The 25194-nt window shown below is 42.0% G+C and carries 19 protein-coding genes; 3 read left to right on the top strand and 16 right to left on the bottom strand.

The features are described 5' to 3' along the window. Window positions 1-14: 14 nt before the first annotated feature. From IHV10_RS10310 to IHV10_RS10295, 4 genes are all read right to left on the bottom strand, one after another. Window positions 15-551: a peroxiredoxin family protein gene (locus IHV10_RS10310; RefSeq protein ID WP_197128785.1), complete on the bottom strand. Its 537-nt coding sequence runs from the start codon at window positions 549-551 to the stop codon at window positions 15-17. Continuing rightward, window positions 548-1087 (bottom strand): MauE/DoxX family redox-associated membrane protein, encoded by a 540-nt coding sequence (locus tag IHV10_RS10305; RefSeq protein ID WP_197128784.1) that lies wholly within the window; start codon window positions 1085-1087, stop codon window positions 548-550. The genes IHV10_RS10310 and IHV10_RS10305 overlap by 4 nt, the downstream gene beginning before the upstream one ends. A 13-nt stretch (window positions 1088-1100) precedes the next feature. Then, window positions 1101-2876 carry an ABC transporter ATP-binding protein gene (locus IHV10_RS10300; protein ID WP_197128783.1) on the bottom strand — a complete coding sequence of 592 codons (1776 nt, stop codon included), beginning with the start codon at window positions 2874-2876 and terminating at the stop codon, window positions 1101-1103. Window positions 2877-3133: 257 nt separating this feature from the next. Next, on the bottom strand, window positions 3134-3646 hold the full coding sequence (locus IHV10_RS10295) for a hypothetical protein (protein ID WP_197128782.1): 513 nt from the start codon (window positions 3644-3646) through the stop codon (window positions 3134-3136). A 153-nt stretch (window positions 3647-3799) separates the two neighbouring features. Between IHV10_RS10295 and IHV10_RS10290 the strand changes: the two genes are divergently transcribed. Then, the gene (locus IHV10_RS10290) at window positions 3800-5185 is read left to right on the top strand and encodes a DUF2225 domain-containing protein (RefSeq protein WP_197128781.1); all 1386 of its coding nucleotides are present in this window, start codon (window positions 3800-3802) and stop codon (window positions 5183-5185) included. 47 nt (window positions 5186-5232) lie between these two features. Here the strand turns inward: IHV10_RS10290 and IHV10_RS10285 are convergent, their stop codons facing one another. Further along, window positions 5233-5757 carry a type 1 glutamine amidotransferase domain-containing protein gene (locus tag IHV10_RS10285; protein ID WP_197128780.1) on the bottom strand — a complete coding sequence of 175 codons (525 nt, stop codon included), beginning with the start codon at window positions 5755-5757 and terminating at the stop codon, window positions 5233-5235. Window positions 5758-5888: 131 nt separating this feature from the next. Here IHV10_RS10285 and IHV10_RS10280 point away from each other — a divergent pair, with 131 nt between their 5' ends. Next, on the top strand, window positions 5889-6116 hold the full coding sequence (locus IHV10_RS10280; protein ID WP_197128779.1) for a group-specific protein: 228 nt from the start codon (window positions 5889-5891) through the stop codon (window positions 6114-6116). A gap of 57 nt (window positions 6117-6173) precedes the next feature. Here the strand turns inward: IHV10_RS10280 and IHV10_RS10275 are convergent, their stop codons facing one another. Further along, a complete protein-coding gene (locus IHV10_RS10275; RefSeq protein ID WP_197128778.1) occupies window positions 6174-7166 on the bottom strand; it encodes a DUF4179 domain-containing protein in 993 nt (330 codons plus the stop codon). A gap of 11 nt (window positions 7167-7177) precedes the next feature. Further along, window positions 7178-7717, bottom strand: a complete 540-nt coding sequence (locus IHV10_RS10270) for a sigma-70 family RNA polymerase sigma factor (protein WP_197128777.1) — start codon at window positions 7715-7717, stop codon at window positions 7178-7180. A gap of 315 nt (window positions 7718-8032) precedes the next feature. Between IHV10_RS10270 and bglX the strand changes: the two genes are divergently transcribed. Further along, the gene (gene bglX / locus IHV10_RS10265; RefSeq protein WP_197128775.1) at window positions 8033-10204 is read left to right on the top strand and encodes a beta-glucosidase BglX; all 2172 of its coding nucleotides are present in this window, start codon (window positions 8033-8035) and stop codon (window positions 10202-10204) included. A gap of 259 nt (window positions 10205-10463) precedes the next feature. Here the strand turns inward: bglX and IHV10_RS10260 are convergent, their stop codons facing one another. The 9 genes from IHV10_RS10260 to IHV10_RS10220 form a co-directional block, all read right to left on the bottom strand. Further along, window positions 10464-12875, bottom strand: coding sequence for a beta-galactosidase (locus tag IHV10_RS10260; protein ID WP_197128774.1), 2412 nt, complete (start codon window positions 12873-12875; stop codon window positions 10464-10466). Then, window positions 12872-14092, bottom strand: coding sequence for a glucoamylase family protein (locus IHV10_RS10255; RefSeq protein ID WP_197128773.1), 1221 nt, complete (start codon window positions 14090-14092; stop codon window positions 12872-12874). Before IHV10_RS10255 ends, IHV10_RS10260 begins: the two co-directional genes overlap by 4 nt. A 225-nt stretch (window positions 14093-14317) precedes the next feature. Beyond that, window positions 14318-15268, bottom strand: coding sequence for a carbohydrate ABC transporter permease (locus IHV10_RS10250; protein ID WP_312035304.1), 951 nt, complete (start codon window positions 15266-15268; stop codon window positions 14318-14320). Between the two features lie 15 nt (window positions 15269-15283). Beyond that, a complete protein-coding gene (locus tag IHV10_RS10245; protein WP_197128772.1) occupies window positions 15284-16144 on the bottom strand; it encodes a carbohydrate ABC transporter permease in 861 nt (286 codons plus the stop codon). Continuing rightward, window positions 16125-18410, bottom strand: a complete 2286-nt coding sequence (locus tag IHV10_RS10240) for a DUF5696 domain-containing protein (protein WP_197128771.1) — start codon at window positions 18408-18410, stop codon at window positions 16125-16127. The genes IHV10_RS10245 and IHV10_RS10240 overlap by 20 nt, the downstream gene beginning before the upstream one ends. Further along, window positions 18403-20418, bottom strand: a complete 2016-nt coding sequence (locus IHV10_RS10235; RefSeq protein WP_197128770.1) for a YIP1 family protein — start codon at window positions 20416-20418, stop codon at window positions 18403-18405. The genes IHV10_RS10240 and IHV10_RS10235 overlap by 8 nt, the downstream gene beginning before the upstream one ends. A 20-nt stretch (window positions 20419-20438) precedes the next feature. Beyond that, complete coding sequence (locus IHV10_RS10230; RefSeq protein ID WP_197128769.1) at window positions 20439-21317, bottom strand: carbohydrate ABC transporter permease; 879 nt, start codon at window positions 21315-21317, stop codon at window positions 20439-20441. A 19-nt stretch (window positions 21318-21336) separates the two neighbouring features. Beyond that, a complete protein-coding gene (locus IHV10_RS10225) occupies window positions 21337-22233 on the bottom strand; it encodes a carbohydrate ABC transporter permease (RefSeq protein ID WP_231618237.1) in 897 nt (298 codons plus the stop codon). Continuing rightward, entirely contained in the window at window positions 22214-25174 is a 2961-nt protein-coding gene (locus tag IHV10_RS10220; protein WP_197128767.1) for an extracellular solute-binding protein, read from the bottom strand. Before IHV10_RS10220 ends, IHV10_RS10225 begins: the two co-directional genes overlap by 20 nt. Window positions 25175-25194 lie beyond the last annotated feature (20 nt).

Below are 25194 nucleotides of genomic sequence, written 5' to 3'. Positions count from 1 at the left end.
TTTCTCCCCCATTACTAACCAATCTGGACTTGTTTATCTACTCTAGTTCTAATACTATCTTGAATTTCCTCAAATTGATTAGCGCCACCTATTGTGGCAACATTTCCATACTGATCAACGACCACTAAAGTAGGAACCTTTTGTATGTAGTAATTTTCCAATAAATTTGGATCATATAAGAATATAAATTGAGGATATCGTTTTATGCGTTCGTCGCTATATCTTTCGGGACTAATAATGAATGTTGGTACTTCAAGAGAAGATGCCTTTTCTAAGAGGCTTTCACAAGTGGAGCATGATGGGTTGCTAAAGAACAACAATACATCTCTACCTATATAGTCATGAATTTTCACCGTATTTCCTCTACTGTCTTTAGCTCGGAAAAGAGGGGCACTCGTACCCACTTGAAGACTCATTTCCTCTACTTTTTGACCAGTAGTCCTAAATCTTGTTAAAAACTGCGATAGTATGCGAGTTAAATAAAAAATAACAAAAAATTGACAGATGACAATCACCCATAAAAAGGTTTGTGATAATATATTCCAACTCATCTAATCAAGTCCTTTCCCATGATTCTATTTATTTCACCTTGCACTGTTGATAGATTCTTTATTATTAGAGAACATAGAATAATAAATATTGCACTAAAGCAGGCAACACCATAATATAATCCGATAGATTTTATTGATTCCTCAAAAGATAAACAAAGAACAAATCCTAGGGAAATACAACCATTTCGAACAACTAACCACCAAGATATCTTGTGATTCCCCATAATGCCGCCGCATCCGCAAGATATGTCTTTTCTTCCACGAAAAAGATTGATAGCGATCGCACCAGTAAAAATCAGCATCAGACCCACTGCTCCTACTATTGCTACTTTAGATAGCTGTAAAGAGAATAATAATAAACCTATTAAAATTTCAAGACTAGCAAGTACAGGCAAAAACCGTTTAATTTGTTTCATTGAAAGAATTTGGTAGTTAAACAGTAACCTTCTATGCTCCTCTTGCTTGGCTAGCTTTTCTGTACCACTTAGAATAAAAACAATACCTAGTAATACCATATATTGCATTTGTAGAATCATGATTAATCCCTCACTATGCATACCATTTGGCTTGGACTTTAAATAACTCGCTATAAAGCGTTTCACTACTCATTAGTTCTGAATGTGAACCTACTTCAACAATTGATCCATTCTTCATGACAATAATTCTATCTGCAAAGCGAGCAGCAGCCATGCGATGTGATACAAATATAGCCGTGCGATCATTGGCCATTTCGTTCATTCGTTCAAAGATTTCCATCTCTGTAAGAGGGTCTAGCGAAGAGGTAGGCTCATCTAAGATTAGGATTTCCGCATTCTTCAAGAGTGCCCTAGCAATCGCTATTCTCTGCCATTGTCCCCCAGATAATTCTTCACTTTCATTAGACAAAATTTTACCAAGGTTTGTGTCTAAACCTTCAGGAAGACTGTTGATTTTATTTAATAAACCACTGTATTTACACAATTCCAGTAACAAGTCATCATTTTTTATTTCCTTTAAGTCACCAAAAGCAATATTTTCTCGTACCGAAAAAGGATAGCTCATAAAATCTTGAAAAATGACGGATATACTTTTGCTTATCTCATTTCGCTTCATGGATTGTATATGTTTTTGGTTGATATAAACATCTCCATTGATAATGGGGTATAATCCTAAAATACATTTGATAAGGGTTGTCTTTCCAGAACCGTTTTCACCGACAATAGCAATTTTTTCACCTTTTTTAATTGTTAAGTTTATTTCGTTAAGGACATTAGGGCTTGTATCAGAATAAGAGAAGCTAACATGATTCAATGTAATAGCAGAACTAGCATCGATCCAAATAGGATGACTTTCCGTACTAGTTTCTTCTTCAGCTTCAATAAAAGTAAAATAATCATTAAGGTATAGTTGTTCTTCATATATTCGTGCAATACTAACAGCGGCAGAGTTAATAACTCCTTGGGCACCTTGTATCGCTTGACCAATAGATACAAATTCTCCAATACCTAATTTATTTGATCGTAAAAGATGAATAATAATCCAGCTACCTCCACCATAGAGCAATGCTGTCAATCCATCTAATAAAATATGGGTTCTCTTCTCTCTTTTCATCAAATGTATGGCTTTATTATTTGTATAGTGAGTTAGCCTTTCCCATTTTTTAAGTAAGTATGATGAAAGATTAAACAATCTTATTTCTTTGTTTCCTCCTTTATCCTGAAACAAGCCAGAGATAAAGTTTGCTTCTCTTGCTTCCTTAGTTAAATATTTCATCAGAAAGAATTTTTCATTGCCAAACTTGGTCTGAATAAGAAGAGTGGGAATTGCCACAAAGACACTTAATATTACTAAACTCCAATGAACCATAGACAAAAATACAACATAAGAACAAAAGCTAATTAATGCTTGAAAAAGATCTAATATATGTCGAAGAGGACTTATTACTCGACTCCCCTGATTATTCCCAATTCGCTCAAGAGTATTGAAGAATTCCGTACTCTCAAAATACTTATACGAGATGCTAGTTGTTTTCTCAGATAGCATCTTTCCCATGACAAAATCAAGTTTATATTCGATCTCCATATCCCAAACTTCATTTAAATGTTGAAGAATAGATTTCAAAATCGTAAGTATAAATTGTGCAAACAGTAGTAAAAAAATAAATCTTAAACTCGTTGTTTGATTTGAAATGAATGCTGTAACATGATTGATTAATGTCTCAGTAAGTTTTAAAACCACAAAAGGCATTAATCCTATAGTAATTCTGCTGATAAGAGATAATATTATCCATGATTTACCATGCGTAAAAATAAGTTTAAATGCTTTTATAATAGCTGCTCTAGACATAATCCCTGCCTCAATATAAAAAATTAGGACCAAGTATGACCTGGTCCCCTATACCACTGCTAAATAATATTAACAACCACAAGAATATATCGTCTTACACTTTTGTCCAGACATACTATCATAATAGTTAATAGTACGGGTACGGTCGGTATCTGTACACATTTGTGCTGTACAAGTTGATCTTCTAATGCCTGAATCACATGGTACACCCATAGGCTTAATTCCTAGTAACTTCTTTAACATATTTACACCCCCTTTCAATTATTAAATGTATGAAGTACAGATTTACTCCAAGTATCTTCTTTTAAAACATCGCCTTTTTTGTTAATTAGCATGTATGTTGGAAATTGATTAACTTCTAGTTTTTTAGCTACTTCCTTATTGATAGACAGTGTATGAACAATCTCTTCATCAAATAAGTAATTCTGCATTTTACTTTCAATATCGCACTCTACTAAATTGATTATTCGTAGCTTATTGTCATTAGCTACAATCAGTTCTTCCATTCCTGAATAACAGAATGGACAAGTACAAGAATTTATCGCAACCAAATAATGTTCTTCATTTCCTGATAGATGTAAATGTGGTAATGAGTCAAAAATATTTTTATTTGTGAAACTTTCACTTGCTGCATTAATTGTAAAAGGTGCGGGTAATAAATGGATCTCTTTCTTTAGACGTTGTAACTGACGAAAGTTAATAAAAAGTAATAGTCCAAGTATCATTAAACAAATGATAACCTGAGCTATTATTTGTAAAAATGTGACCATGGTTTAATCTCGTCATCCACTGCTACTGAGCTTTGTTGTGTAAGATTTACAGCAGTTAACATTAACATAGAAGTTATTAAACAAAGATAAATGATTTTTTTCAATTCTATTGCCTCCGTAATATTGTTATTTAAACTAACAACGAGTGTTAATATGGTTTACTTTTACATTTTATTGCATTATTTGACAATTAGTCAATACTTTTTGGAAAATTTAAATTTTTCTATTATACTAGGGAAAGTATATCGAGAAACGCGGAGGCAAAACATGAATATCAGTACACAAATTGGACTTAAGATTAAAGAGATGAGAACTCTTCAAAAAATGACACAAGAAGAGCTTTCTAAAGGAATCGTTAATCGAAGTTTTATCAGTCAGCTTGAAAAAGGTATGGTAAGTCCTTCAATTGAAACATTAGATAAATTAGCTCTTCGATTAAACTGTTCAATCTCTTATCTCATTGGTCAGAGTGAACGGAACAGCGCACATGAACAACTCAATATCAGTAGCTTATTAGATAATATTGAATCCTATTTGAATGACAGTTTAATAGATAAAGGGAAAAAGGCATTTGAAAGTCTTTCTGGAGAATGGATCGAGAGAATGAACACCTATGAGAAAGGAAAATATTTTTGGGTAAAGGCCCGATTAAAATGGTTTGAGGGTGACTATCAGGAGGCAGAAGTAACTACGCAGAAAGCGATTGACCTTTTAGAGGATCAGTACTCTAACCACTTGGGTAAACTATATAATTTTTTGGGAATGATCTCGTTTCGGCTAAAAAAAATAGAAGAATCCTTTACATCCTTTTCTACCGCCCTATACTATACGCATCAATTTCCTTCAGATTACAACTTGAAGGTAGAAACCTATTTAAATATGGGTGTTTATCATACCCACTTAAAAGAGTATCAGTCGGCTGCCTTTTATTTAAAAAAAGCATTAGAAGATGCTGAAAGTCATTCCTCCCTTTATAAATTAGGCGAAATACAAATGACCTTAGGGATTACATACAAAAATCTAAGAAGTTTTGACCTTGCCATTCAATCTTATTTACATGCAGAAGAAATTTTTAAAATAAATCATAATAATGAACAGTTGGCTGGAGTTTATTTTAATCTCGGTCTTCTTTTTAGAGAAAAGAACAATATCAAAAAATCAACTGCATATTTTACGGAGGCAAAGGAAATTTTTTGTTCTTTAGCAAATAATGAACAAGCCATCAAATGTGATGTTCAAATCATAAAGAATTATCTGTTAGAAGGTAGCCATTTAAAAGCATACGATTTATGGCTGCCTATTGAAACTGAAGTCAACAATGGCTATGACCAATTATTGTTAAAAGGAATCTTTCATTTGGATAGTTATAAAAGGAACAAAGATCACAATGAGTTACTTCAAAGTGTTGTCTTTTTTAAACAAGCGCTTCATTTCACCGATGATCTCAATCACAAACTTGATCTTCAAAAGCACGTTCATACATATTTTCTAAAAAAGGGATTGTTTGAGGAAGCAAAAGAGATACTGTCCCAACTATAAAAAACGGACCAAAAGAAGAGAATCATTCATTCTTTTGGTCCGTGTCTTTAGTTTTGTGATAAAACCGCAACAAACTCACGCATATAATCCGGTAGATCTGGTGGACGGCGGCTAGATACGAGGTGACCGTCAACAACGACAGGTTCATCGATCCACGTTGCCCCTGCGTTCTCCATGTCATCCTTGATACCTGGTGTACTTGTTACTTTCTTTCCTTCTAACACTTTTGCTGAAACAAGAACCCATCCGGCATGACAGATTTGGCCGATCGGCTTTTTGTTCTTCTCCATATGCTGAACCATTTCGATTACTTCAGGAAAACGGCGCAGCTTGTCCGGCGCCCAACCACCCGGAACTAAGATTGCATCGTAATCATCTGCGTTCACATCACCAAACGCATAATCTGCGTCAGCCGGAACACCGTACTTTCCGATGTACGTCTCTCCTGCTTTCTCTCCAACTAGTTCCACGATCGCCCCTTCTTCACGCAAGCGCAAAATCGGATACCACAGTTCTAAATCCTCAAAATCATGGTGTACGAGACTTAACACTTTTTTACCTTTTAAACGCATGTTTAACACCTCCACTATTTTTATATCCTTCATAGCGTAACATGAATCACAGGAAAGACACTATTCTTCCACTTCTGCGGAGAGTTATGATACGATTTTTTCAATAGGATACAGAGGGAGACTGATTATAGATGGGCAAATGTACGATCGACCACACGTTAGAAGATGTGAAGCAGAAGCTAGCCGAACAATCCGCTTTTATGCCGCGTGAACTCGTGATGGAGGTTGGCGACTCTTTGTCTGAAGCTGCTGATCAAACCTACTTAAATGAAGTGTTTCATCTTTTGAAAAAGTATGACCTTGCGGATGAAAGTGAAAGAGAGAAACGAAACGGTAAATTGAGTGATTTAGTGAAATAAGAGTGATGATAGTAAAAAACACTTGGCATCGTCACCAAGTGTTTTTTGCTTTTAAGCTTAGTTTATAGGAACAGATAGCTCTGGTATACGATCAGGCTGATCTGCACCAGGATTTTCTGAGTGTTCAAAAGGCACTACAACATATTTCTCCGATTCCAGATCGATCGCACTAAATCGGTTATAAGATTCTTCAGGAGAAACAGAAACTGAGTCTGGCAAGATTTCCGTTCCAGATTTACTTACAATTTTAAACGCGATGTGGTTCTCTTCGCCTGGCCAGTCATAATACAGCACGGTGGAAATTGGAGTAACGATCATTTTTTCGAGTTTTATGGAGCGTCCGTTATCGAGTTGTATGTTTTGGTCAAGCGTAATCGTTTTGCTATCCGCTGCTAACTTTTCAGTTGGGACTTCAATATCAAATACCCACGGCTGATTCATCTTCAATTCTAGATCTAAGCGATCGTACTCGATATGAAATTGGACCTTCTCCCCGATCGGTATCTCTTTTAATTGAACTTCGTTGAAAACCGTAAACATGGAATTGTTTAGTTCAATCGACTGGCCGCCTGTACTCGATGTTAAATTTTTACCGTTCATCTTCACTTTAGGCATAGGGTGCATCTTATGATGAAAGTCGATTCCATCTGCTGGTTCATAAGTCGAACTTATGAGTAATCGTCCTCCGTCAATCATCACTTCGTTCAGCGTCAACTTCCCCTTCTCGTTTTCAGCGGTTTGTCCGATCGCTGTTTTATAGGAAGAAAAATCAAGATTCTCGTTTTGATTCAAATACTTTTCGATCGTCTCGCCTACAAACGGCATATTTGCTATAGAGACGATTCCAGTACTCAGTGATATTCCTGTTGCTAAGAGCATGAGCATGGCCGCTGCTACACTCACATATTTTCTACCCTTTGACGGACTTTGTTTTTTGACTTTCTTTCGTACACGCTTTTCCCATTGCTTTTTTTCAAAATGAGAAAGGTCTTGCTCTGCGTATTGTTCCAAGTCCATATCGAGTTCATTTAATTTTTGATAGATCGTCATATCCCCACTCCTCATGCTTCGTTATTTTGAAACAAAAAGCCTTTTAGTTTTTTACGCCCTCTGGATAGCTTGTTATACACCCAAGACTCTCTCTCGTTATATTCATGAGCGATCTCACTTGATGTGTTTCCTTCTAAATAGTACTTTTGAAAAATTTTCCGTTCATTTGGAGGCAATTGTTGAAGCAACTCTTGAACAAGGCTCTCTTCTTGTGGCTTTTGCGTCGGTAGGATGGAATCATGAAATTCCGCTACTGAGAATTGCTGTTTTTGAAGAGAGATCTGTTTCCTCTGATAATCAATGGCTTTATATTTCGCAACAGCGGCAATCCATTGTTTGAACGTATTTTTCGTAGGGTCGAAGGAATGGATATTGTCCCATACCGATAGCAACACATCGTCTAAGCATTCTTCATAATCTTGTTGCTGATTGTTCACATATCGTTTGATGATCGCTGTAAGTAATCCACCGTACTGTTGGATCATAAAAGAAATGGCATTTTCATTCTTATTTATTAGTTGTTGTACAACATTGTTTTCTGTGACTTTCAATCGTACACCCCTCCTGCTGGTTATTGGTACCTACTATGTAATACGAAGTGAATGCTGGAATTCTATCACTTGTAAAAAAATTATCTATTATCTGTTAAGAAAGAAATCTTTTGGAAGTAACACTACGCTATAAATCATACCTTTATTTCTTAAGAAGTTGACTATAAAAGTATAACGACTCAAATCTAGTGAATCGTTTCGATTTTTCATTGACTCTCAAAATGAAAGCGCTTATAATTTTTATTATCAGGTTTATCGAAACGTTTCGATTTCATCACACCATACACAATAAACGATATCCAGGAGGTTTTCTTTATGCTTAAGCAAAACGTGCAACATTTAATTCAAGACATGACACTCGAAGAAAAGATCGCGCAGTTGGTTCAGTTGGCTACGCCTTTCTTTAAAGGTTCATCTGATCAAGGCTTCATCACGGGTCCTATGCAGGAGATGGGGATTACGGATGACGTGATCCGCAATACAGGATCTGTTCTTGGTGGATCAGGAGCTCGTGAAACGCGCAACATTCAAGAAGCACATTTAAAAGAAAACCGTCATGGCATTCCTTTATTGATGATGGCTGATATCGTACATGGCTTTAAGACGATCTTTCCGGTACCTCTTGCGATTGGTTGTTCATGGGATATGGATCTTGCTGAAAAAAGTGCAGAGATCGCAGCAAAAGAAGCATCTGTTTCTGGTGTTCACGTAACGTTCGCACCAATGGTCGACCTTGTTCGTGACCCGCGCTGGGGCCGTGTGATGGAATCAACAGGTGAAGATGGTTTTCTGAACAGTGAATTCGCTCGTGCGTTCGTTCGTGGTTTTCAAGGAACAGACTTAACAAATGACAAAGACCGTGTCGCGGCTTGCGTGAAGCACTTTGCGGCATACGGTGCTCCTGAAGGCGGACGCGATTACAATACGGTAAACATGTCTGAACGTCAGCTTCGCGAGTCTTACCTGCCTGCTTATAAAGCGGCGCTTGATGAAGGCTGTGAGATGGTGATGACGGCGTTCAATACAGTCGACGGTATTCCGGCAACGGCAAACAAAAAGCTGATGCGTGACCTTCTTCGTGATGAGTGGGGCTTTGACGGTGTAATCATTTCGGACTGGGGTGCTGTAAAAGAGCAGCTTCCGCACGGTGTCGCTGAAGATGAAGCTGAAGCAGCATACAAAGCACTCACAGCTGGTGTTGACATTGAGATGATGACAACGTGTTACGTGGACCATGTAAAAGAGCTTGTGGAAAGCGGCAAGTTATCGGAATCTCTCGTTGATGAATCGGTAGAACGTATCTTAACGCTGAAGCAGAAGCTCGGACTTTTTGAAGATCCTTATCGTGGAGCTGATGAGAAGCGTGCGGAAGAAGTCATTCTGTGTGACGAGCACCGTGATGTAGCACGTGAACTTGCTGCTAAGTCTTGTGTACTTTTAAAAAATGAAGGCGGCGTTCTTCCCCTTCAACCTACACAAAAAATTGCACTCATCGGCCCGTTCGCTACAAATGGCGACCTAATGGGACCTTGGTCTTGGCAAGGTGCTTATGATGACGTGGTAAAAGTGGATGCAGGTATGTTGGGTAAACTGGCTGATCCTTCACTTTTGACGGTTGCGGAAGGTTGTGAGGTTGAGTCTGTAACAGCTGAACAGTTGAAAGAAGCAGTTCGTGTTGGTAGTGATGCAGATGTGATCGTGCTCGCACTTGGAGAAGCATCATTCATGAGTGGTGAAGCGGGATGTCGTGCTGACATTCGTCTACCTGAACCTCAGCTTCAACTGATTCAAGAAATGAAAAAGTTAGGTAAGCCGATCGTGACGGTACTCTTTAACGGTCGTCCGCTTGATTTACATGGTGTAGCAGATCAAGTGGATGCTGTATTAGAAGCGTGGTATCCGGGTACTGAAGCGGGTGCTGCGATCGCTGATCTTTTATTCGGAGATGTGAATCCATCTGGTCGTCTATCCATGTCATTCCCATATTCAGTTGGTCAGGTGCCGGTTTATTACAACCACTTCAACACAGGTCGTCCACAGCCGACTCCAGAAAATAAAGAGCGCTATCTGTCTCATTATCTGGACATTCCAAACGAGCCTCTATTCCCGTTCGGTTTCGGATTGAGCTATACAGAGTTCAAATATGACGATGTGAAGTTGTCGAGTGATGTGTTGACGGAGGATGGTGTGATTACAGCTTCTGTCACTGTTACGAATACAGGCGATGTGGCTGGTGAAGAGCTAGTTCAATTGTATATCCGTGATATTGCAGGTGATGTTGTTCGTCCGGTGAAAGAGTTAAAAGGTTATAAAAAGATTGTTCTTGAGCCTGGAGCATCTGAAGAGGTAACGTTCGAGATCACAGAAGAAATGCTTCGCTATCACCACGAGAACCTTGAGTTCAAGAGTGATGCAGGTAAGTTTACGATGTTTATCGGGAAAAACAGCCATGATGTGGTGAGTGTTCCGTTTAGGTTGGTAAAGTAATATAGGTATAGGAAGGACTGCTCTGGGATTGAGCAGTCCTTTTTTTGTGTGTTTTACGGTACGTGTTTTTATATTGATTACACGTTCGCGCAGACTTGGGCTCTTTTCGCTCAATTGCCCCTTCGTTTCGCTCAGTAAACCTCTGTTTTCGCTCAAACAACAATGCGTTTCGCTCCAACGGCCTTCCTTTTCGCTCGAGCGACCAAAGGCTGACTTCTAACATAAAGAAAAGACCGCTCCCAAAGAGCAGTCTCCCTTATTAACCAACCAAAACCCGCAGCTGATCATCCACTTTTGCATGTTTCTTGCTGCGAACGAGCGTCAATTCCTCATTTTCTTCAATCACATAATCAGCACTCGGTAAAACCTTCGTTCCACGTTCAAACGCAATCACATCTTCCACCTGAGTTAGGCGGAAATCGATATAGTCTGCACTCACACCGGTAATTTCTGCTGTCGCATAAGCAATTTTCACACGTCCAACTGATAGATTCATAGGCAGCATTACACCATCTTTGCTTTGCAACAACAGCTTCCTGCCACCCAACAACGCTACCCCATCTTCATAAACATTGAATTCTTTATCAAATCCGTCTAGGTTCAACAGATGAAGGAAACGCTCACCTTCTGCATCAACCGTCGATGTCATAAAAATGCCGTGGTGTGGGCAATCATGCGTGAGTTTCACATGACTTCCTAATCGTTCAAGCGCTGTTTTAAAGAATGGCAGATCACAGCGATAGAAGCTGGCAATCACGATTGCGCGTCCATTCCCCACTTCAGACTCAAAGCCACACACATCATCCGATCCGTACACTCTGAAAATCGGCGTTACTTCTGGTCCGACTTCAAAACGTTGAACGAAACCTGAACGAATCTCCGGCTGAGCTGAAGCCCAGTTGTCTCCATAGATAGAAAGGTAGTTGCCGTGACCATCACGACTAATCCCTTTATACGTCACACCAAGTGCTTCCGCTAACAATGTACAGTCCTTCCCTTCCATATCAAAAAGAGGAACCTCACCGTATAGAAGAATCTTTCCACCATCGTTTAAATAGTTTACGAGTTTCTCCTGAATGGCACTGTCCATGTAACGAGCAGACGGTAACGCAAGGACAGGCGTTTTCGTCACATCGAGGAGTTTGTTCTGAACATCGACAGCTGTAAAACGATAACCGTTCAGCAGCATCGCACGACCCATGATCTCCCAAGCGCCCGCACCGCGATTTGCTTCAATGTTTGAAAGGATCTCGCGCATCACTTCACTCTTCGGATAACGATATTCTGTCATGTAATAGTCCGGGATGAACGCGAACGATACTTCATCTCGTTCTTCGTTCATTCGCGCGAGCTTATCACTCACTGCCATCACACTTTGGTTCACGCGTGACATGCGTGGGAACGTATAGTTGTAGTCACCTTCTGGACCGATTGGTGCCGCGAAACCGTGGCGCTCACCTGTTGAGGCGATGCGATCGTTTCCATCATCAACAAGCGTATTTAGTCTCGCATTTTTACCGCCAGCAAACAGATAATAGTTGATCAATCGGTTTCCTTGAGCAAGACACATTCTAAACTTAAAATCTGCCGCTGATGGATCGTAGCGCTCGCCTAGTGTCTCACCAAAGTTTCCGTCACCACAGTTGAACTCCACAGACGTTAACGGCTGATCTTCATTATGCACAGCTTCCATCAGACCGTTGATGATGTAGAGGTCTTGGAACGTTTTCATATCAAGATCGCCAAAGTAAATATCAGAACCAGAGATATATCCAGGTCCTTGGTTATACGTTTCATACAGCTGACTGATCCCAATCGGGTACGTGAATCCACGTCCTCCACCTGTTCCGTGGATGTTGACCACGAACGGAATGTCCCTCACTCCAAACTCTTCTGCGTACTCTCTTAAAATCGCGATGTATTTAGCGAATCGGTAGCGCATGTAATAACCAAGATCTTTTAACAGTTGAGCTGCATACTCTTCTTTCGGAGAGCGGAATGCAGTGTTTCGCTCAGCACTTTCTTCTAACGTAAACGGATAGCGGTTAGACACGTTATCACCGTATCGTTCGCTCAACCAATTTGAGAAATCGTTCAGCACGTTGTCTGTTAAGTCCGGCGTGTTGCTCACCCAAGAGAGCATGCCGATCTCGTTATCAAGCTGAAACGCGATGATTTTTCCGCCGTTCGGATAGATGCGTGGCGTAACAATCTCCATCACTTTTTCATAATACTTATGAACTTCTTGTAAAAATCCTGGCGCAAGATAATCCACAGTCGGTGTTGTTGGTTCGCTCTCGTCCCAACCAACCGGAATGATCTCAGGATGCTTCTCGTACACCCAATATGGCAGTCCTTCGTTTTTCATCTCAGCCATGATGAACGGTCCGGGACGAACGAAGAAATAAAATCCGTTTTCTGTACAAAGATCGATGAAACCGGCAAGGTCTGTTTCAGGACGCGTTTTACCCGTAAAATCAAACTGCCCTTCTACCGGCTCATGCCAAAGCCATGGCACATAAGTGGCCACGGCGTTACATCCTGTTTCTTTTAGTTTGTCTAACCGGTCTTGCCAATCGCTTTTATCAAGACGGTAGTAATGAATTTCCCCGCACGTGATCAAAACGGGCTTGCCGTCGATGATAATCTGTTTGTTCTTGATTTCAATCATTTTACCGGACTTCCTTCTGTCTTTTTCCAACCTAACAGGTCTGCACCTTGTTTCACATACTTATTTTTCATGAACAGATCCCACACGAGACCAGATTGATAGTTTTCAATCATAAGAAGCGTGATTCCCTTATCAATACCGATTACATGGTCTGAATACCAAGCTGGCGTGACATCCAGATTATAAGAATCTTGGAACCCATACTCACCCCAAAGCTGCGGGTGCTCTTCATAAAAGTACTTCATCGCTGCGATCGACTCTTCTGGTGTGAAAACGATTGATCCCGCTGCTCCCGTTGGTGCGATTGTACCTTCAAGTTCAGGCTCACACCCTTCATAATAAGGAGGAGCACCTGGGACACGGTAGCCGGTCGGACTCGCACAAGCCGTTAAGCCCCAAGCATTCTCGTGATACGTCTTGAACTCACTCGATTTTTCTTTACAAAACGCACGGTTCGCAAGAGATGCTTTTACCGAGTTTTCGTACCAGTTGATTCCGTCTCCGTCGACGATATTTCTAAAATCAATGAACGCATGCGAATATTGGTGAACGAACATCGCGTTTCCTGGCGCATGGATGTACTCGTAATCTTTGTACGTCCCTTTTCTGCGTTCGAAACCGTCATAAATTTTTGCAGGAACTGGATGTGTAGGAGATGCGACACCAAGCACATACGTCATCATCTGCTCCGCGTACATATCCCAATGGTGGAAGCCGCCCGTTTCCGGGTTGTAGCCCATGTAGAACTGGTTAACCGGCTCATCATAATACACGTTCCAGTCAATGCGAGCGTAGATTTTCTCGAACAGCTCTGCGATTTCTCCGCCAAAGTATTCAGCAGAAGTTACGGCACCACATAGGAAGATTCCCGTATCGATGATCGACGCGCAGTCGTACCACTCTTCGTTTTTCTTCGCCGTCTGCATATTTAAGAAGTGGTAAAAGAAGCCGCTCGCGTGTTCCACGTTGTTTAAGAATGTTTCGAGCGTCCCTTTCGTACGTTCGTAGCCTTCTTCTCTTGTGATCCAACCGCGCTCGATTCCGATGATGATTGCCGTTAATCCAAACCCGTTTGATGCGATACTTGCTACTTTTTTATTCGCTGACTGATCCAGGATCAACCCGTATCCCGGGCTGTTTTTATCCGTGTTTGCTTCGTTCCAAAAGAAATCAAAGCATCCTTTTGCTTCAAGGTCCAATAGTTTCTGTGTATCCATCGTTATTCCCCTCTCTTTTTGTGGGTTTTTAAGCCATTTAAAGTGAAGATCGTTTCATTCCGCTCCAGGTGCTTCGCTTTCCGCGGAGCGACCGGTGAGCCCCTTGCCGCTTTGCGCCTTTAAGGGTCTCACCTGACCGCTCGTCCCGCAGGAGTCTCACACCTTCTGCTACATTCCACTGTTTCTATGAAGAATCTCACAAAAGAATGAAAACCCAAGTCACTTTTACTCCCCAGTAATCCCCGAACGATCCACACCTTCAACAAACCAGCGCTGCGTGATAAAGTACACGATCAATAATGGAAGGATCGACAGGACGGTTCCTGCCATCTTGATTCCTTCGTTCAACTGGTTGCCTCCGCTCACTCCCATCTCAGCTGGGAACATCTGCTGATACGTCGCAACGAACTTCTGCAGCTGCAGCGGTAATGTTGTTAACGCATCGCCAAAATAGATCGCCGCGAGATACGTTTCGTTCCAATACCAAACGAACGAGAACAAAAATGAGATGATGATTGCAGGCAATGCCATCGGTAGTGCGATCGTGAAAAAGATTCGAAAATGTCCTGCTCCGTCAAGCTGAGCCGCTTCTTCCAAAGCTTTTGGTACCGCCCGAAAGAATTGATAAAAGATCAGGATAAAGATCGCGCTGTTCAATCCTTGTCCAAACGTTGCCGGTAGCAAGAACGCGCTCAAACTGCCGAGGATGTTCAGCTCATTAAAGAAGATGTATCTTGGGATGAGCGTCACTTGCGGCGGGATGATAAACGTTGCGAGCACTAGAACGAACATGATCTTTTTTCCGCGAAAATCAAAACGAGCGAGTCCGTATCCGACAACTGCTGCTACCGCAGTCTGTGCCAGTGCAGGAAGAACAGTCACATACAACGTTTCCATCAATGTTGAGAAGAAGTTCAGAACTTTGTTCGCCTGCTCATAGTTTCCGGTATAAAACTGTGTTGGAATCCAGTTCACGAGCGGGTTCAACAGATCGTCCAAACTTTTAAAGCTGTACACACCCATGTAGAGAAGCGGATACAGGTACACGAATCCGATTCCTACCAAGAGTCCGTAGATCAAGAGCTTGTAAAGAAGACCATCTGTCCCCTGCATGCCCAAAAACATGCGTTTCGTTTTTAAGTAATACTTGTTCACTTGCTGTGTTTTGGTTTGCACATTGATCACATCCTCTTAGGTGTATTTTTTCTTTCTTTTTACCGTCATCACGCCAACCGCGATTGCAAGCGCTGCGGCGATGATCAGGAAGTAGATCCAAGATAGTGCTGATGCATAGCCATAGCCTGTGTCTACTTTAAACATGTTTTTCTGAATATGTTCGATGATTGGATTCAGTGAGAATACCGAATACGTTACGATCGTGTAGATCAAGTTAACGATGATCATCGGCTTCAGACTCGGCAGAGTGATCTTCCAAAAGAACTCCCAGTTACTCGCACCATCGATCTTCGCCGCTTCAAAGATCTGCTTATCCATTTTTTGAAGTGCAGCTAAGAAAATTAAGATCTGTACGCCTGAATACCACAGGATCACAATCAGGTTTTTTATTAAATACAGTAGAATCCCGTTAAAGAAACCATCCGGGTTATCATTTAACGCTTGGTAGATCGCGTACTGTTCAATAGAAGGAATCGTCGTGATTCCTTGATCGATCAGCTCTTTGATTACTGGTCCGCTTGCAATGATTACGGGCAGGAAGAAGATCGTACGAAACAATCCACGGAACTTGATCTTTTGGTTCAACAATAGAGCGATGATCAATGAAAAGACGATGATGATCGGAACCGAGATAACCATCTCTTCTAGATATTTTAAGACGCGGTCAACGAACGTTCCATCGACCGAAAACGCATATTCATAATTTCCAAAGCTTACAAAGTTTGTTTTGATGCCATCTGTCGTGATCTTTACTTCCTGAAAGCTTAAAAAGAGTGAGTATAGAAGCGGAAACGCCGTAAAGACGAGAAAGCCGATGATCCATGGTGAAACAAACAGCAATCCTGTAAGATTTCTGTTATTGCCTAGTCGTTTCATCGCTTTCTCCTCCTTCTGTTACCGCAAAATCCTTAGGTTTCACTTCAATGCTGTTTGTTTTATAAGTCGCATTCGTGTAGTTGACGACGATCACTTTTCCGTTGGAGTATTCTACCTCAACAACACCAGTCTGAGGCACATTGCGGCTGACGATCTCTTCGCCTTCTACCTCACCAAGACTTTTTTTGATGTTTTCGTACTGATACAAAATCTTGTCTTTCCAGATGGAATATTCCGATGTGTAAACGTCACTCGATGCTGTTTTAGCAAGAAGATGTGACGCTTCCTTCGTTAAAAGAAACGACGGATACGCTCCGTACTCGATCATGCGCAGCATCTGATCTTCCGAATCTGATTGAAAGTTCGAGAACGGCGCGTAATATGGCATATAACCTTTTAGAACGATCTGCAGAAACGGCACCGTATCTGTTTCAAACACGTAGTTCGACGCGTTCATCGGAATGTCGAGATAGCGATCCGTTTGATTCCATAGATACGTGTTCGGCTCGTAGAGAGCAACATTTCCTACTTCTGTGTTCAACGTCCCAAACAACTTTTGATACGTTTTGATCGTCTGGTTTCGCTCGCTCGATTTCTTTCCGCTAAAGTCAGAGAACAACGTATACCCGCTCGTATCGATTGCTACGTTTGAAATGCCCTGTTCCTTAAATTCCTTTGCATCCTCTTTGGCGATCGCAAGAGATTTTTCTGGAGAAAGATAATATAGGGTCTTCTTATCTTCACTGTGTGAAATCGTCTCTGCACTGATTTTCTTCGCTACGTCTTTGCTGCCGGAATATCCGGAAGCTCCGTCGTACGCTTTTGTGTAATCGCTATAAAAATAAAGCGGAATGTTGTCCTTCTTAAGACTGTCGATCGTATTCTTCAAGTCGTCACTGTTTCCGAGTTCACTTTCAAATGGAAACTTCTGAGGCAGTGTGCCGGTTAAGCCGCCTTCTGACCAGCCTTTATAAACGACGAACAGATCATCGATGTCTTTTTTGAGCTCAGACGTCATACTCGGAATGTCTGTTACCTTCGTCATCGGAAGCACCGAATCCCACAACAGACCTTCCTTCACTTCGCCACCTAAAAACTCAAGTCTGACGCCGGTTTTGTCGTCTTGTTTTTCTAACTGTTTTGTATCAGAAAGATGGTTTTGATACGCTTTGGCCATCCCTACATAATCTGCGTCATCGTCTTGTAAGAACATGTATCTCAGCTTTACGCCGAACGGATTTTTCGTTTTTTGATATACGTTAAGACCCTTCATGTTTTTACTCGTCGGCTGATAATATTCTTTTCTAAAATGAAATTCAGAAGAGATCCAGTTAAAGTCGGTCGAAACGCCTGACGGATACGCTAAAATGTCACCATGACTATAGCCTTCTTCGATCACAGCAAGAAATCCGTTCTGCTTCACACCATGAACCGTTCCGAATACTGGCATTTTGATCTGCTCAACCGGCGTTACTTTTTCTTCTTCTTCCTTCTTCACTTTTGTTTTCAAAAAGGCTTCATCATCACCGTAAATGGATCCCGTAAACGGCGCATCGGCTTTTGTTCCGTTCTTTTCATAACGAATCAATGCACCAGATCCGTCTGGGATGAACATGTACCCGTTGATGTCGTTCTTGTTCACGGCACCTAAAAACGGATAAACGCGCATGGAGATGAGCTTCGTGTACTTGTTTTCCCTAATCTCATTCTCAGGAATAGAAACAACAAGATCGTTTTCTTGAAGCTCCACGTTCACTTCAAACTCTAATTTTGACTGATTCATGTAAAGAGAGGCCGTAAACCCTTTATCGTTCATCTTCACACGTGGTCTAGAATCGTTTGTCGTGATGCTCTCGGTTTTCACCTTTCCGCGACGATCCATATAATCAACGGTGATCGCAGATTGAGCCATCTGTTCCCACGTTTTGTTTAGTCGATACTGATCCGGGTTATCAAGCCCAGAGTTCCAAACGTATTTCGTTCTCTTGTTCTCGATCTTGATCGCGAGCGTTTCTTCGTTCACATAAAGAGCAAGATTTTCGTTCTCGGCTGCTTTTTCAAAGCCTTGAAACGAATTTTTCTGTTTGATCGGAGCACCATCTGTTTTCTCAGGCTTCGTAAACGATGAAGATGTATACTTCATCACATTTTGACTTTTCTCAGTCGGTACAGGAGGCTGCTCCGTACTTTTCTTATCATCTTGCGCGGCGAATACAGAAATCGGTACGAGCAAGGTAAGAAGTGCGATACTTATCTTTTTATACACGAAGAACAGCCTCCTTTATGATGGAATAAACAAAATCGTACACTTGATCGATCAACACGAACACGATGAACACAACAAGAAGCATGATCACCATACCGAACAGCGTGACGAAGATGTTTCGGATCGTGTCTGAGAACGTATAGTTGTGGATCTCTTTTAACATGATGAAAAGAATGATCAGACACCATGCGTAGATGATGCGGATTGAGAAAACATAAACAAACGCTTCATTATAAGTCAGCACGTTCGACAGAAGGGTCAGAATTGGGCTGAACACGAGAAACGGAGCGAGCGAGTAGATCGTTCCGATATAGATATCCTTGAACCTTCCTTCACCGTCGTTGATCGTACTAACAAGATAGTTCACCACAATAAACAGCGCGAGTGGTACGAGCAGTAAGAGAAGCTCGCCGACTAAGTTCGCATCGCTGCTCACCGTTTTATAGATAAACCCGGTATAGAAGCGGCTGTAAATATACTCAACGATTAAGATTATATATAGGATCGTCGCTGATAGAATCGATGCATATTGTTTCTTTTTCAGATAATAAAAACTGTCGATCGGATGACGGAAGAACTTGAACAGGAAGAGCAGTTCTCCTATCAATCTTTGTTTCTTAATCGCACCGATCCTTCTGCGCGGCTGATCCAGAATGCCTTTCTTTTTGTCGATCACTTTAACGATATAGTACAAAATGGCGAAGAAAATTAACGCGAACAACACCGTTTCCAGGTTCTCTTGCATCCATGCGTGACGAACTTCCCAGAACGAGTCGGAATAACCGTACACGTCGTTAGCAAACTCATACTCTTCTAACGCCTTATCATAGTCTTGTTGTTTGTAATAAGCAGAACCCATGGCAGAATGCGCGAGACCGAACGAAGAGTTCATCTTCAGCACTTCTTCCCAATACTTCTGACTCTCTACATAACGGCCTTCTTTAAAAAGCGCGATTCCTTCATGCACTTGTTTGGAAAAAGCAGTAGATTCAAAGACTTGGATCATGCCGCGTTCTTTGTCTGTTACATACAGTCTGCCGTCAGGATCGATCGTGATGCCTGTCGGTTGTTTGAACAACCCAAGACGGTTCGTTCCGTCGTCTTTTCCACCAAAGATGAACAGTAAATTTCCAAAGCTGTCATATTCATAGATCTCGCCGGTGCTTGATACGACGAACATGTTACCGTCATGATCGACCGCGATATCTTGCAGTGACTTCTCATCAGAAATATCCGGAAACAGCATGTTCTTTCCAGCAACGTTCAGCTTTTTGATGACTTCGTTCGTCGTTCCTTCTGTCACAGAATAGACGAGGCCTTGATCATCAAGCGCGATGTTATCTGGTGCGGGAGGTGTTTTCATGAACATATTTGCTTTTTTGCTCTCTGATGTGAGGAGCTTTTGCAAAAACGTTCCAAACGATCCTTCTGTGCTGTTTACACCATAATAGCCAAGAAATCCGCCATCTTTACTAAGCTGGATGATTCCGTTTGTTGACCCTTCACTGATCACGTAGATGCTGCCGCGACGGTCGACCGCTACTTTTTGTGGCTTAAAAGAAGAGCTTTTACCGAAAAGCGGCGAATCCGGTTTTCCATATTGCTCCTCGACCTTGCCGTCTTTTGAAAAGCGGAATATCTTCTCTTCTTCATAATCGGCTACAAAGATTCTTTCCTTTTCGTCCACATAAACGCCAGTTGGTGATTTTAGAACACCTTTTCCGATCTCGCGTACAAATTTCCCGTTTCTGTCAGCGACGAGAATTCTTTTGGTACCAGAATCCGCGATATATAGGTTTCCTTTTGAATCAGAGAAAATATCTTCCGGGTTTGTGATTTCAACGTCCGGCAGTAAGGTGCCGACCGGTGTGTAGGCAGTCTGTGTTTCGATCGTCTGACCGTCTGCTGATAACGTTTCTGTCTGATAAGGGACAGATGCAGAAGCGATAGATGAGATCGGAACGAGCAGGAATACCAATAATGCTACAAATTGGGCAATGCGCTTCATTTCTCCCCCCTCCTACTTTCTTACTTGATTCCTGAGTGGGCCATCGTGTTCATCACCTGGCTCTGCAGAATTATAAAAATGATTAGATTTGGTACGAACATGATCAAGGATGCCGCTGCTGCAAGTCCTTGTCCTGCTACGTTGTTTCCTTCAACGGTTGAAGTTAACGTCGACATATAGAACGAGAACGTCTTCAGTCCTTCATCGTTTACATAAAGAGACGAACTCTCGATGCTGTTCCAAACGAGCTGGAACGATAGAATTGCAATGGTCGCGATTGCAGGTTTGACGAGCGGTATGATGATCCGAACGAAGATCTGAAAATCAGATGCTCCGTCAAGCCTCGCTGCTTCAAGCAGTTCGTCTGGTATCTGATCGATGAACTGTTTGACAAGAAACAGACCGATCGGCATCGCTAGTAACGGAAGGATATGAACCATGAACGTGTTGATCAAGCCGAGTTCGTCGATCAATAGGTATCGGGGAATCATAACCGCCGCTGGTACGAACATGAGCGCAAGCGTGTTGATCTCAAAGATCGCTTTTTTCATCTTAAAATTTTTCTTTGATAGCGCGTAGCCTGCCATCGTGCTGATGATTACGGTCAGAACAACAACGATCAGCGTAACGACAACAGAGTTGAACAAAAAGCGCGACATCGGAACACCGGTATCGTTCGTCTTTGTAAAAAGGTCTACAAAGTTTTGAAATGTCGGATTATCTACAAAGAAACGCGGTGGATATGCGAATAGTTCGTCGATCGGTTTGAACGCATGAAAGAATATATAGACGATCGGCAAAGCCATAAAGATAGCCAGTGGTATTAAAAACGCAAGAAATTTCAGCTGACTTTTATGAAACTTTGACGGGTTCATTCTTGTCCCTTGAAAGGCTGACATGTTGATCACTCCTTTTTCGCTAGTCTTTCTCTCCAAACAGCCTCCAGGCTACTTTTGAGAACAGATATACAACGATGAGCAGCACGACCGAGATCGCTGCTGCGTAACCCATCTCATAACGGATAAATCCATAATCTTCTAAGTGGTTGACCATAAGCTGACCCGCATATTGCGGAGTCGGATTGGCACCCGATAGCGCGACCCCGATCGCACCAGCCTGAAACGTTCCAACGACTGCCATGACCGCGCCGAACAACATCTGCGGCTTCATGGACGGTATCGTAATATAGATGATCTCTTGAAAACGGTTATTGATGCCATCGATGTATCCTGCTTCATAAATCTCGGTGTTAATGTTTAGAACACCTGATAACATCGCAAGGAATCCTACACCCATAGAGCCCCAAAGCGTTACAAAAATCATGATCTTCATCAAATACTCAGGTGACTGCAACCATTGGATCGGCTCTAACAGCACGCCCATCGTTAGAAGCAAGCTGTTAAGATAACCGGTTTCATCTCCAGAGAAGATGATCGTCCAAACAACGGCCATCGCAACACCTGCTGTCATGGATGGCGAGTAGATGACCAGCGCAAGCACTGTTCGCATGCGCTTTGGCACTTGAGCGAGCGCCCAAGCGAGTATGAACGATAAGATATACCCGCCAGGGCCCACGATCAGTGCGAACGTTAACGTGTTCGGCAGGATCTTCTGCATGAACACTTCATCCTGTGTGATCAGACCGACATAGTTGCTCAACCCGATGAACGATGGTGTCTCGATCGCGTTAAAATACGTGAATGACAAAAGAATTGCCGCTGCAACAGGTATGATGATAAACGTTGTAAAAAAGATGATATACGGAGCAAGGAACATCCACGGTGAATAATCTCGTTTATTTGGTTTCTTTTTCATTCTCATCGCCTGCCCAACTTTTCACTTGTTCTATCGTAGGAATCGGATACGGCTTGACCATCTTGCCGTCCTTCACATATCCGAACTCTTCCATCTTTCGTTTGATCTCCCGGTCGATCGCAACAACGGAATCGTCAACTGCCGATCTCGGGTTCACACCGTCGAACACGATGCGGTTCCAGATGTTCGAAAGCTCACGCTCGATCATGTACGAACCTGGATTTTTCGGTACTTCGTATAGGTACTCCCATTGCTTTAAAATCGTTTTCTTATGCTGTTCTGGCCACGGAAGGTTCTTGAACGCCTCTAGGTTGGACGTGTTCCACATGTATTCTGGTCCGTACAGCATCTGAAGATTGGTCGCGAACTCGGTCTGCGTATCTTCTGACAGCCACCATTTTAAAAGTTCCCACGAATCTTCTTTGCTCTTCGTTCCTTTGAAGATCATAGCGGACTGACCGGAACCTGTTGCCCAACGTTCCACTGTTCCATCTTCTTTCTTCACACCAGGGTGCGGTGCAATATCCCACCACCCTGCGATCTCTGGAGCGGCTGCCGTAAGCTGTGTATACGTCGTAAAGTTAGCCGTCCCGATCGGTAGTGTTGAATATCGGAAATGGTTATAAAAGTTTGGTACTTGTAATGGCATGCTGTAGATCGTGTTCAGCTCTGCCATGAACTGTATACCTTTTAGCGATTCTTCTGTTCCGATTGCCGTCTTCATGCCATCTTTTCCGTATAGATCTCCATCAAACTGATACACGAACGGAGCGGTTGCTTGGAACGGCTTAAACCCTGTTGCACCAGCGATGTGTGTATAATAGTTCATTCCAAAACGCTGAAGTTCTGGTAAGATGCTCTTCACATCATCCCACGTATCTGGAACCGGAAGACCGAGTGCTTGAAGAATATCTTTTCGGTAGAACTGAACAAAGAAATCTTGCGTCTCTGGCATCGCATAGACCGAATCACCGATCATGAGCGGTAGAAAGGCTCCTGGTGAGAACTGCTTGCTGAATTTTTCAAAGTCATCGAACTGATGCAGATCAACGGCCGCACCACGAATGGATAACTCATACGGTAGCCATGAAGAGATACCAAGCGCAATGTCAGGCTGTTTGTTTGAAGCACTCGCGAGAATTAGCTTCTGCTCTTCTGGCATGATCGAGAATTTTACTTTAATTCCTGTTTCTGGCGTAAAGTTTTGATCAGATAAGTTTTGGAGAAGTTCTACGTATTGACGCGGCCGGTTCACCCAAACCTCTAACGTATCTTCTTCCGCTTCACTTGCTGAATAATTTTCAGAGAAGAACGATAAGAAGAAGCGTTGAATCGAATCGATCAACTTTTCCCAAAAACCGGCTTCTGCATCCGGCACTTCTTTTTCGTCACCATGCACGTAGAAACGGTCGACCGTTAACGGCTGTTCTGGCAACGTTACGAGCATGTTTCCGAGCAGCTGTGCCGCAGAAGACGATCCTTCTGACAGCTCTGTAAGTCGGCTTGGAATCTCATTTGGCTTTTTGCTAAGAGCTCTTAGCTTCTGAACGGCCATCTCAAGTGAGACCATATCTTTTGAATCTTCTTTTGTATTATCAAGAGTTCTGAGGTACTTCAGTTCTTGCTCTAGCTCATCTGCCCAGCCAGCCAGTTTTTTATCGATGCCTGGAATGTACTCGCTGATCTTCCAGCCACGAGATGTGTCTGTCTGATTTCCTGTAAGCTTTCGGATTTCAAGCGTCAGCTCTTCCATCTCGCGCATCACTTTGTTCGTCGTATGAAGAACGGGCTCAACAGGTGCTGCGTCCGCTTCTAGACCAATCTGATGCTTACCTTTTGATAAATAAAACAGATAATCTTTTCCTTCTTTATTTTCTAACGTGACATTATCCCAGTTTTTATTGAATGGAAACGTAACGGGTGAAGTCTCTTGAAACGGAACTTTTCCGTCGATCAACAGTTTTCTAAAAACCGGACCACCCGTCTCTTTGTTCTGCAGTACTTTAAATGTCAGCTTATAAAAGCCTTCTTTCTTCACGTTCACGTTCCAATTAACCGTCTGTCCGGAGTCTTTCCACGATTCAGAACCTAGCGTGTTTAATAGAAGATTCTTTGGAGAGCTCGGTACCGCTGATGAATCATCTGCTGCAAAAGGACGTATGTACGAGCTGTTTTTTTCATAGTCCTTCTCGGCTTCACGTGTAATCAACGTGTCCGCCACTTTTGCATCTTCATGTTTCTTTGTGTATTCTTTATAGCTTGGTAGATTGCTAGGTGATTTGACGTAAGCTTTACCTAGCAGCATCTCACCTGATAGGTTTGTAAGCTGGATCGTATTTTTTCCTTTTTTCAGTTCGTATCGAAGTGGCTCAGACTGCAACTGACTCGCATCTTCCGCTGTTAACGTGTTCCAACGCTCGATCCGCTTTTGCTTCGGAATCATATCGTTGTCGAACCGATCTTTCTCAAAGGTGTTTTTCTCGTTTTTCCAGTCGGCCGGAAACACGATTCTTCGACTTTCATAAAAAGGATAGTTACCGTTTACCTGAATAGCGCCCTCTATTGGAACAACCTCGTTGCTCAGTGGATAATAATCAAACGCTAGCTCATATAGTCCCGCTTCCTTCACATTCACTTCATAAGAAACGGAGTCTCGGTTATGCCAATAGAAAACACGATCGTTATAGCCCTTACTCTCTGATTCTGACAAAAGGTTCTTTTTGTCTTTGATCTTAAAATCAGAAGGAGAGACAGACGCTTCAAATTCTGAAGCGTCCCCTGTCCCTTTCTTCTCCCAACTGTTAAGGACGGTATGATAGTTTTCCTCCACGACTTGTTCGGCAGGCTTATTATCCTGACTGTTGCCTTCAGCAGATGCATAGGGTTGTGGAATAATGAGACACAGCGCTAAACCTAACCAAAGAAATCTTTTAAACTTCATACTATCAACCTCCCCTTAAA

The sequence above is a fragment of the Fictibacillus sp. 5RED26 genome, from assembly GCF_015903895.1.
Classification (GTDB): Bacteria; Bacillota; Bacilli; order Bacillales; family Fictibacillaceae; genus Fictibacillus; species Fictibacillus phosphorivorans.
Note: the sequence above shows the minus strand (reverse complement) of the source record. Positions and strands in the feature narration are given on the sequence as shown.

What these genes read in the sequence shown, in the direction of transcription:
- IHV10_RS10310 (WP_197128785.1), bottom strand. Translation starts at nt 551, where the DNA reads ATGAGTTGGAATATATTATCACAAACCTTTTTATGGGTGATTGTCATC.
- IHV10_RS10305 (WP_197128784.1), bottom strand. Translation starts at nt 1,087, where the DNA reads ATGATTCTACAAATGCAATATATGGTATTACTAGGTATTGTTTTTATT.
- IHV10_RS10300 (WP_197128783.1), bottom strand. Translation starts at nt 2,876, where the DNA reads ATGTCTAGAGCAGCTATTATAAAAGCATTTAAACTTATTTTTACGCAT.
- IHV10_RS10295 (WP_197128782.1), bottom strand. Translation starts at nt 3,646, where the DNA reads ATGGTCACATTTTTACAAATAATAGCTCAGGTTATCATTTGTTTAATG.
- IHV10_RS10290 (WP_197128781.1), top strand. Translation starts at nt 3,800, where the DNA reads ATGGTTTACTTTTACATTTTATTGCATTATTTGACAATTAGTCAATAC.
- IHV10_RS10285 (WP_197128780.1), bottom strand. Translation starts at nt 5,757, where the DNA reads ATGCGTTTAAAAGGTAAAAAAGTGTTAAGTCTCGTACACCATGATTTT.
- IHV10_RS10280 (WP_197128779.1), top strand. Translation starts at nt 5,889, where the DNA reads ATGGGCAAATGTACGATCGACCACACGTTAGAAGATGTGAAGCAGAAG.
- IHV10_RS10275 (WP_197128778.1), bottom strand. Translation starts at nt 7,166, where the DNA reads ATGACGATCTATCAAAAATTAAATGAACTCGATATGGACTTGGAACAA.
- bglX (WP_197128775.1), top strand. Translation starts at nt 8,033, where the DNA reads ATGCTTAAGCAAAACGTGCAACATTTAATTCAAGACATGACACTCGAA.
- IHV10_RS10260 (WP_197128774.1), bottom strand. Translation starts at nt 12,875, where the DNA reads ATGATTGAAATCAAGAACAAACAGATTATCATCGACGGCAAGCCCGTT.
- IHV10_RS10255 (WP_197128773.1), bottom strand. Translation starts at nt 14,092, where the DNA reads ATGGATACACAGAAACTATTGGACCTTGAAGCAAAAGGATGCTTTGAT.
- IHV10_RS10245 (WP_197128772.1), bottom strand. Translation starts at nt 16,144, where the DNA reads ATGAAACGACTAGGCAATAACAGAAATCTTACAGGATTGCTGTTTGTT.
- IHV10_RS10235 (WP_197128770.1), bottom strand. Translation starts at nt 20,418, where the DNA reads ATGAAGCGCATTGCCCAATTTGTAGCATTATTGGTATTCCTGCTCGTT.
- IHV10_RS10230 (WP_197128769.1), bottom strand. Translation starts at nt 21,317, where the DNA reads ATGTCAGCCTTTCAAGGGACAAGAATGAACCCGTCAAAGTTTCATAAA.
- IHV10_RS10225 (WP_231618237.1), bottom strand. Translation starts at nt 22,233, where the DNA reads ATGAAAAAGAAACCAAATAAACGAGATTATTCACCGTGGATGTTCCTT.
- IHV10_RS10220 (WP_197128767.1), bottom strand. Translation starts at nt 25,174, where the DNA reads ATGAAGTTTAAAAGATTTCTTTGGTTAGGTTTAGCGCTGTGTCTCATT.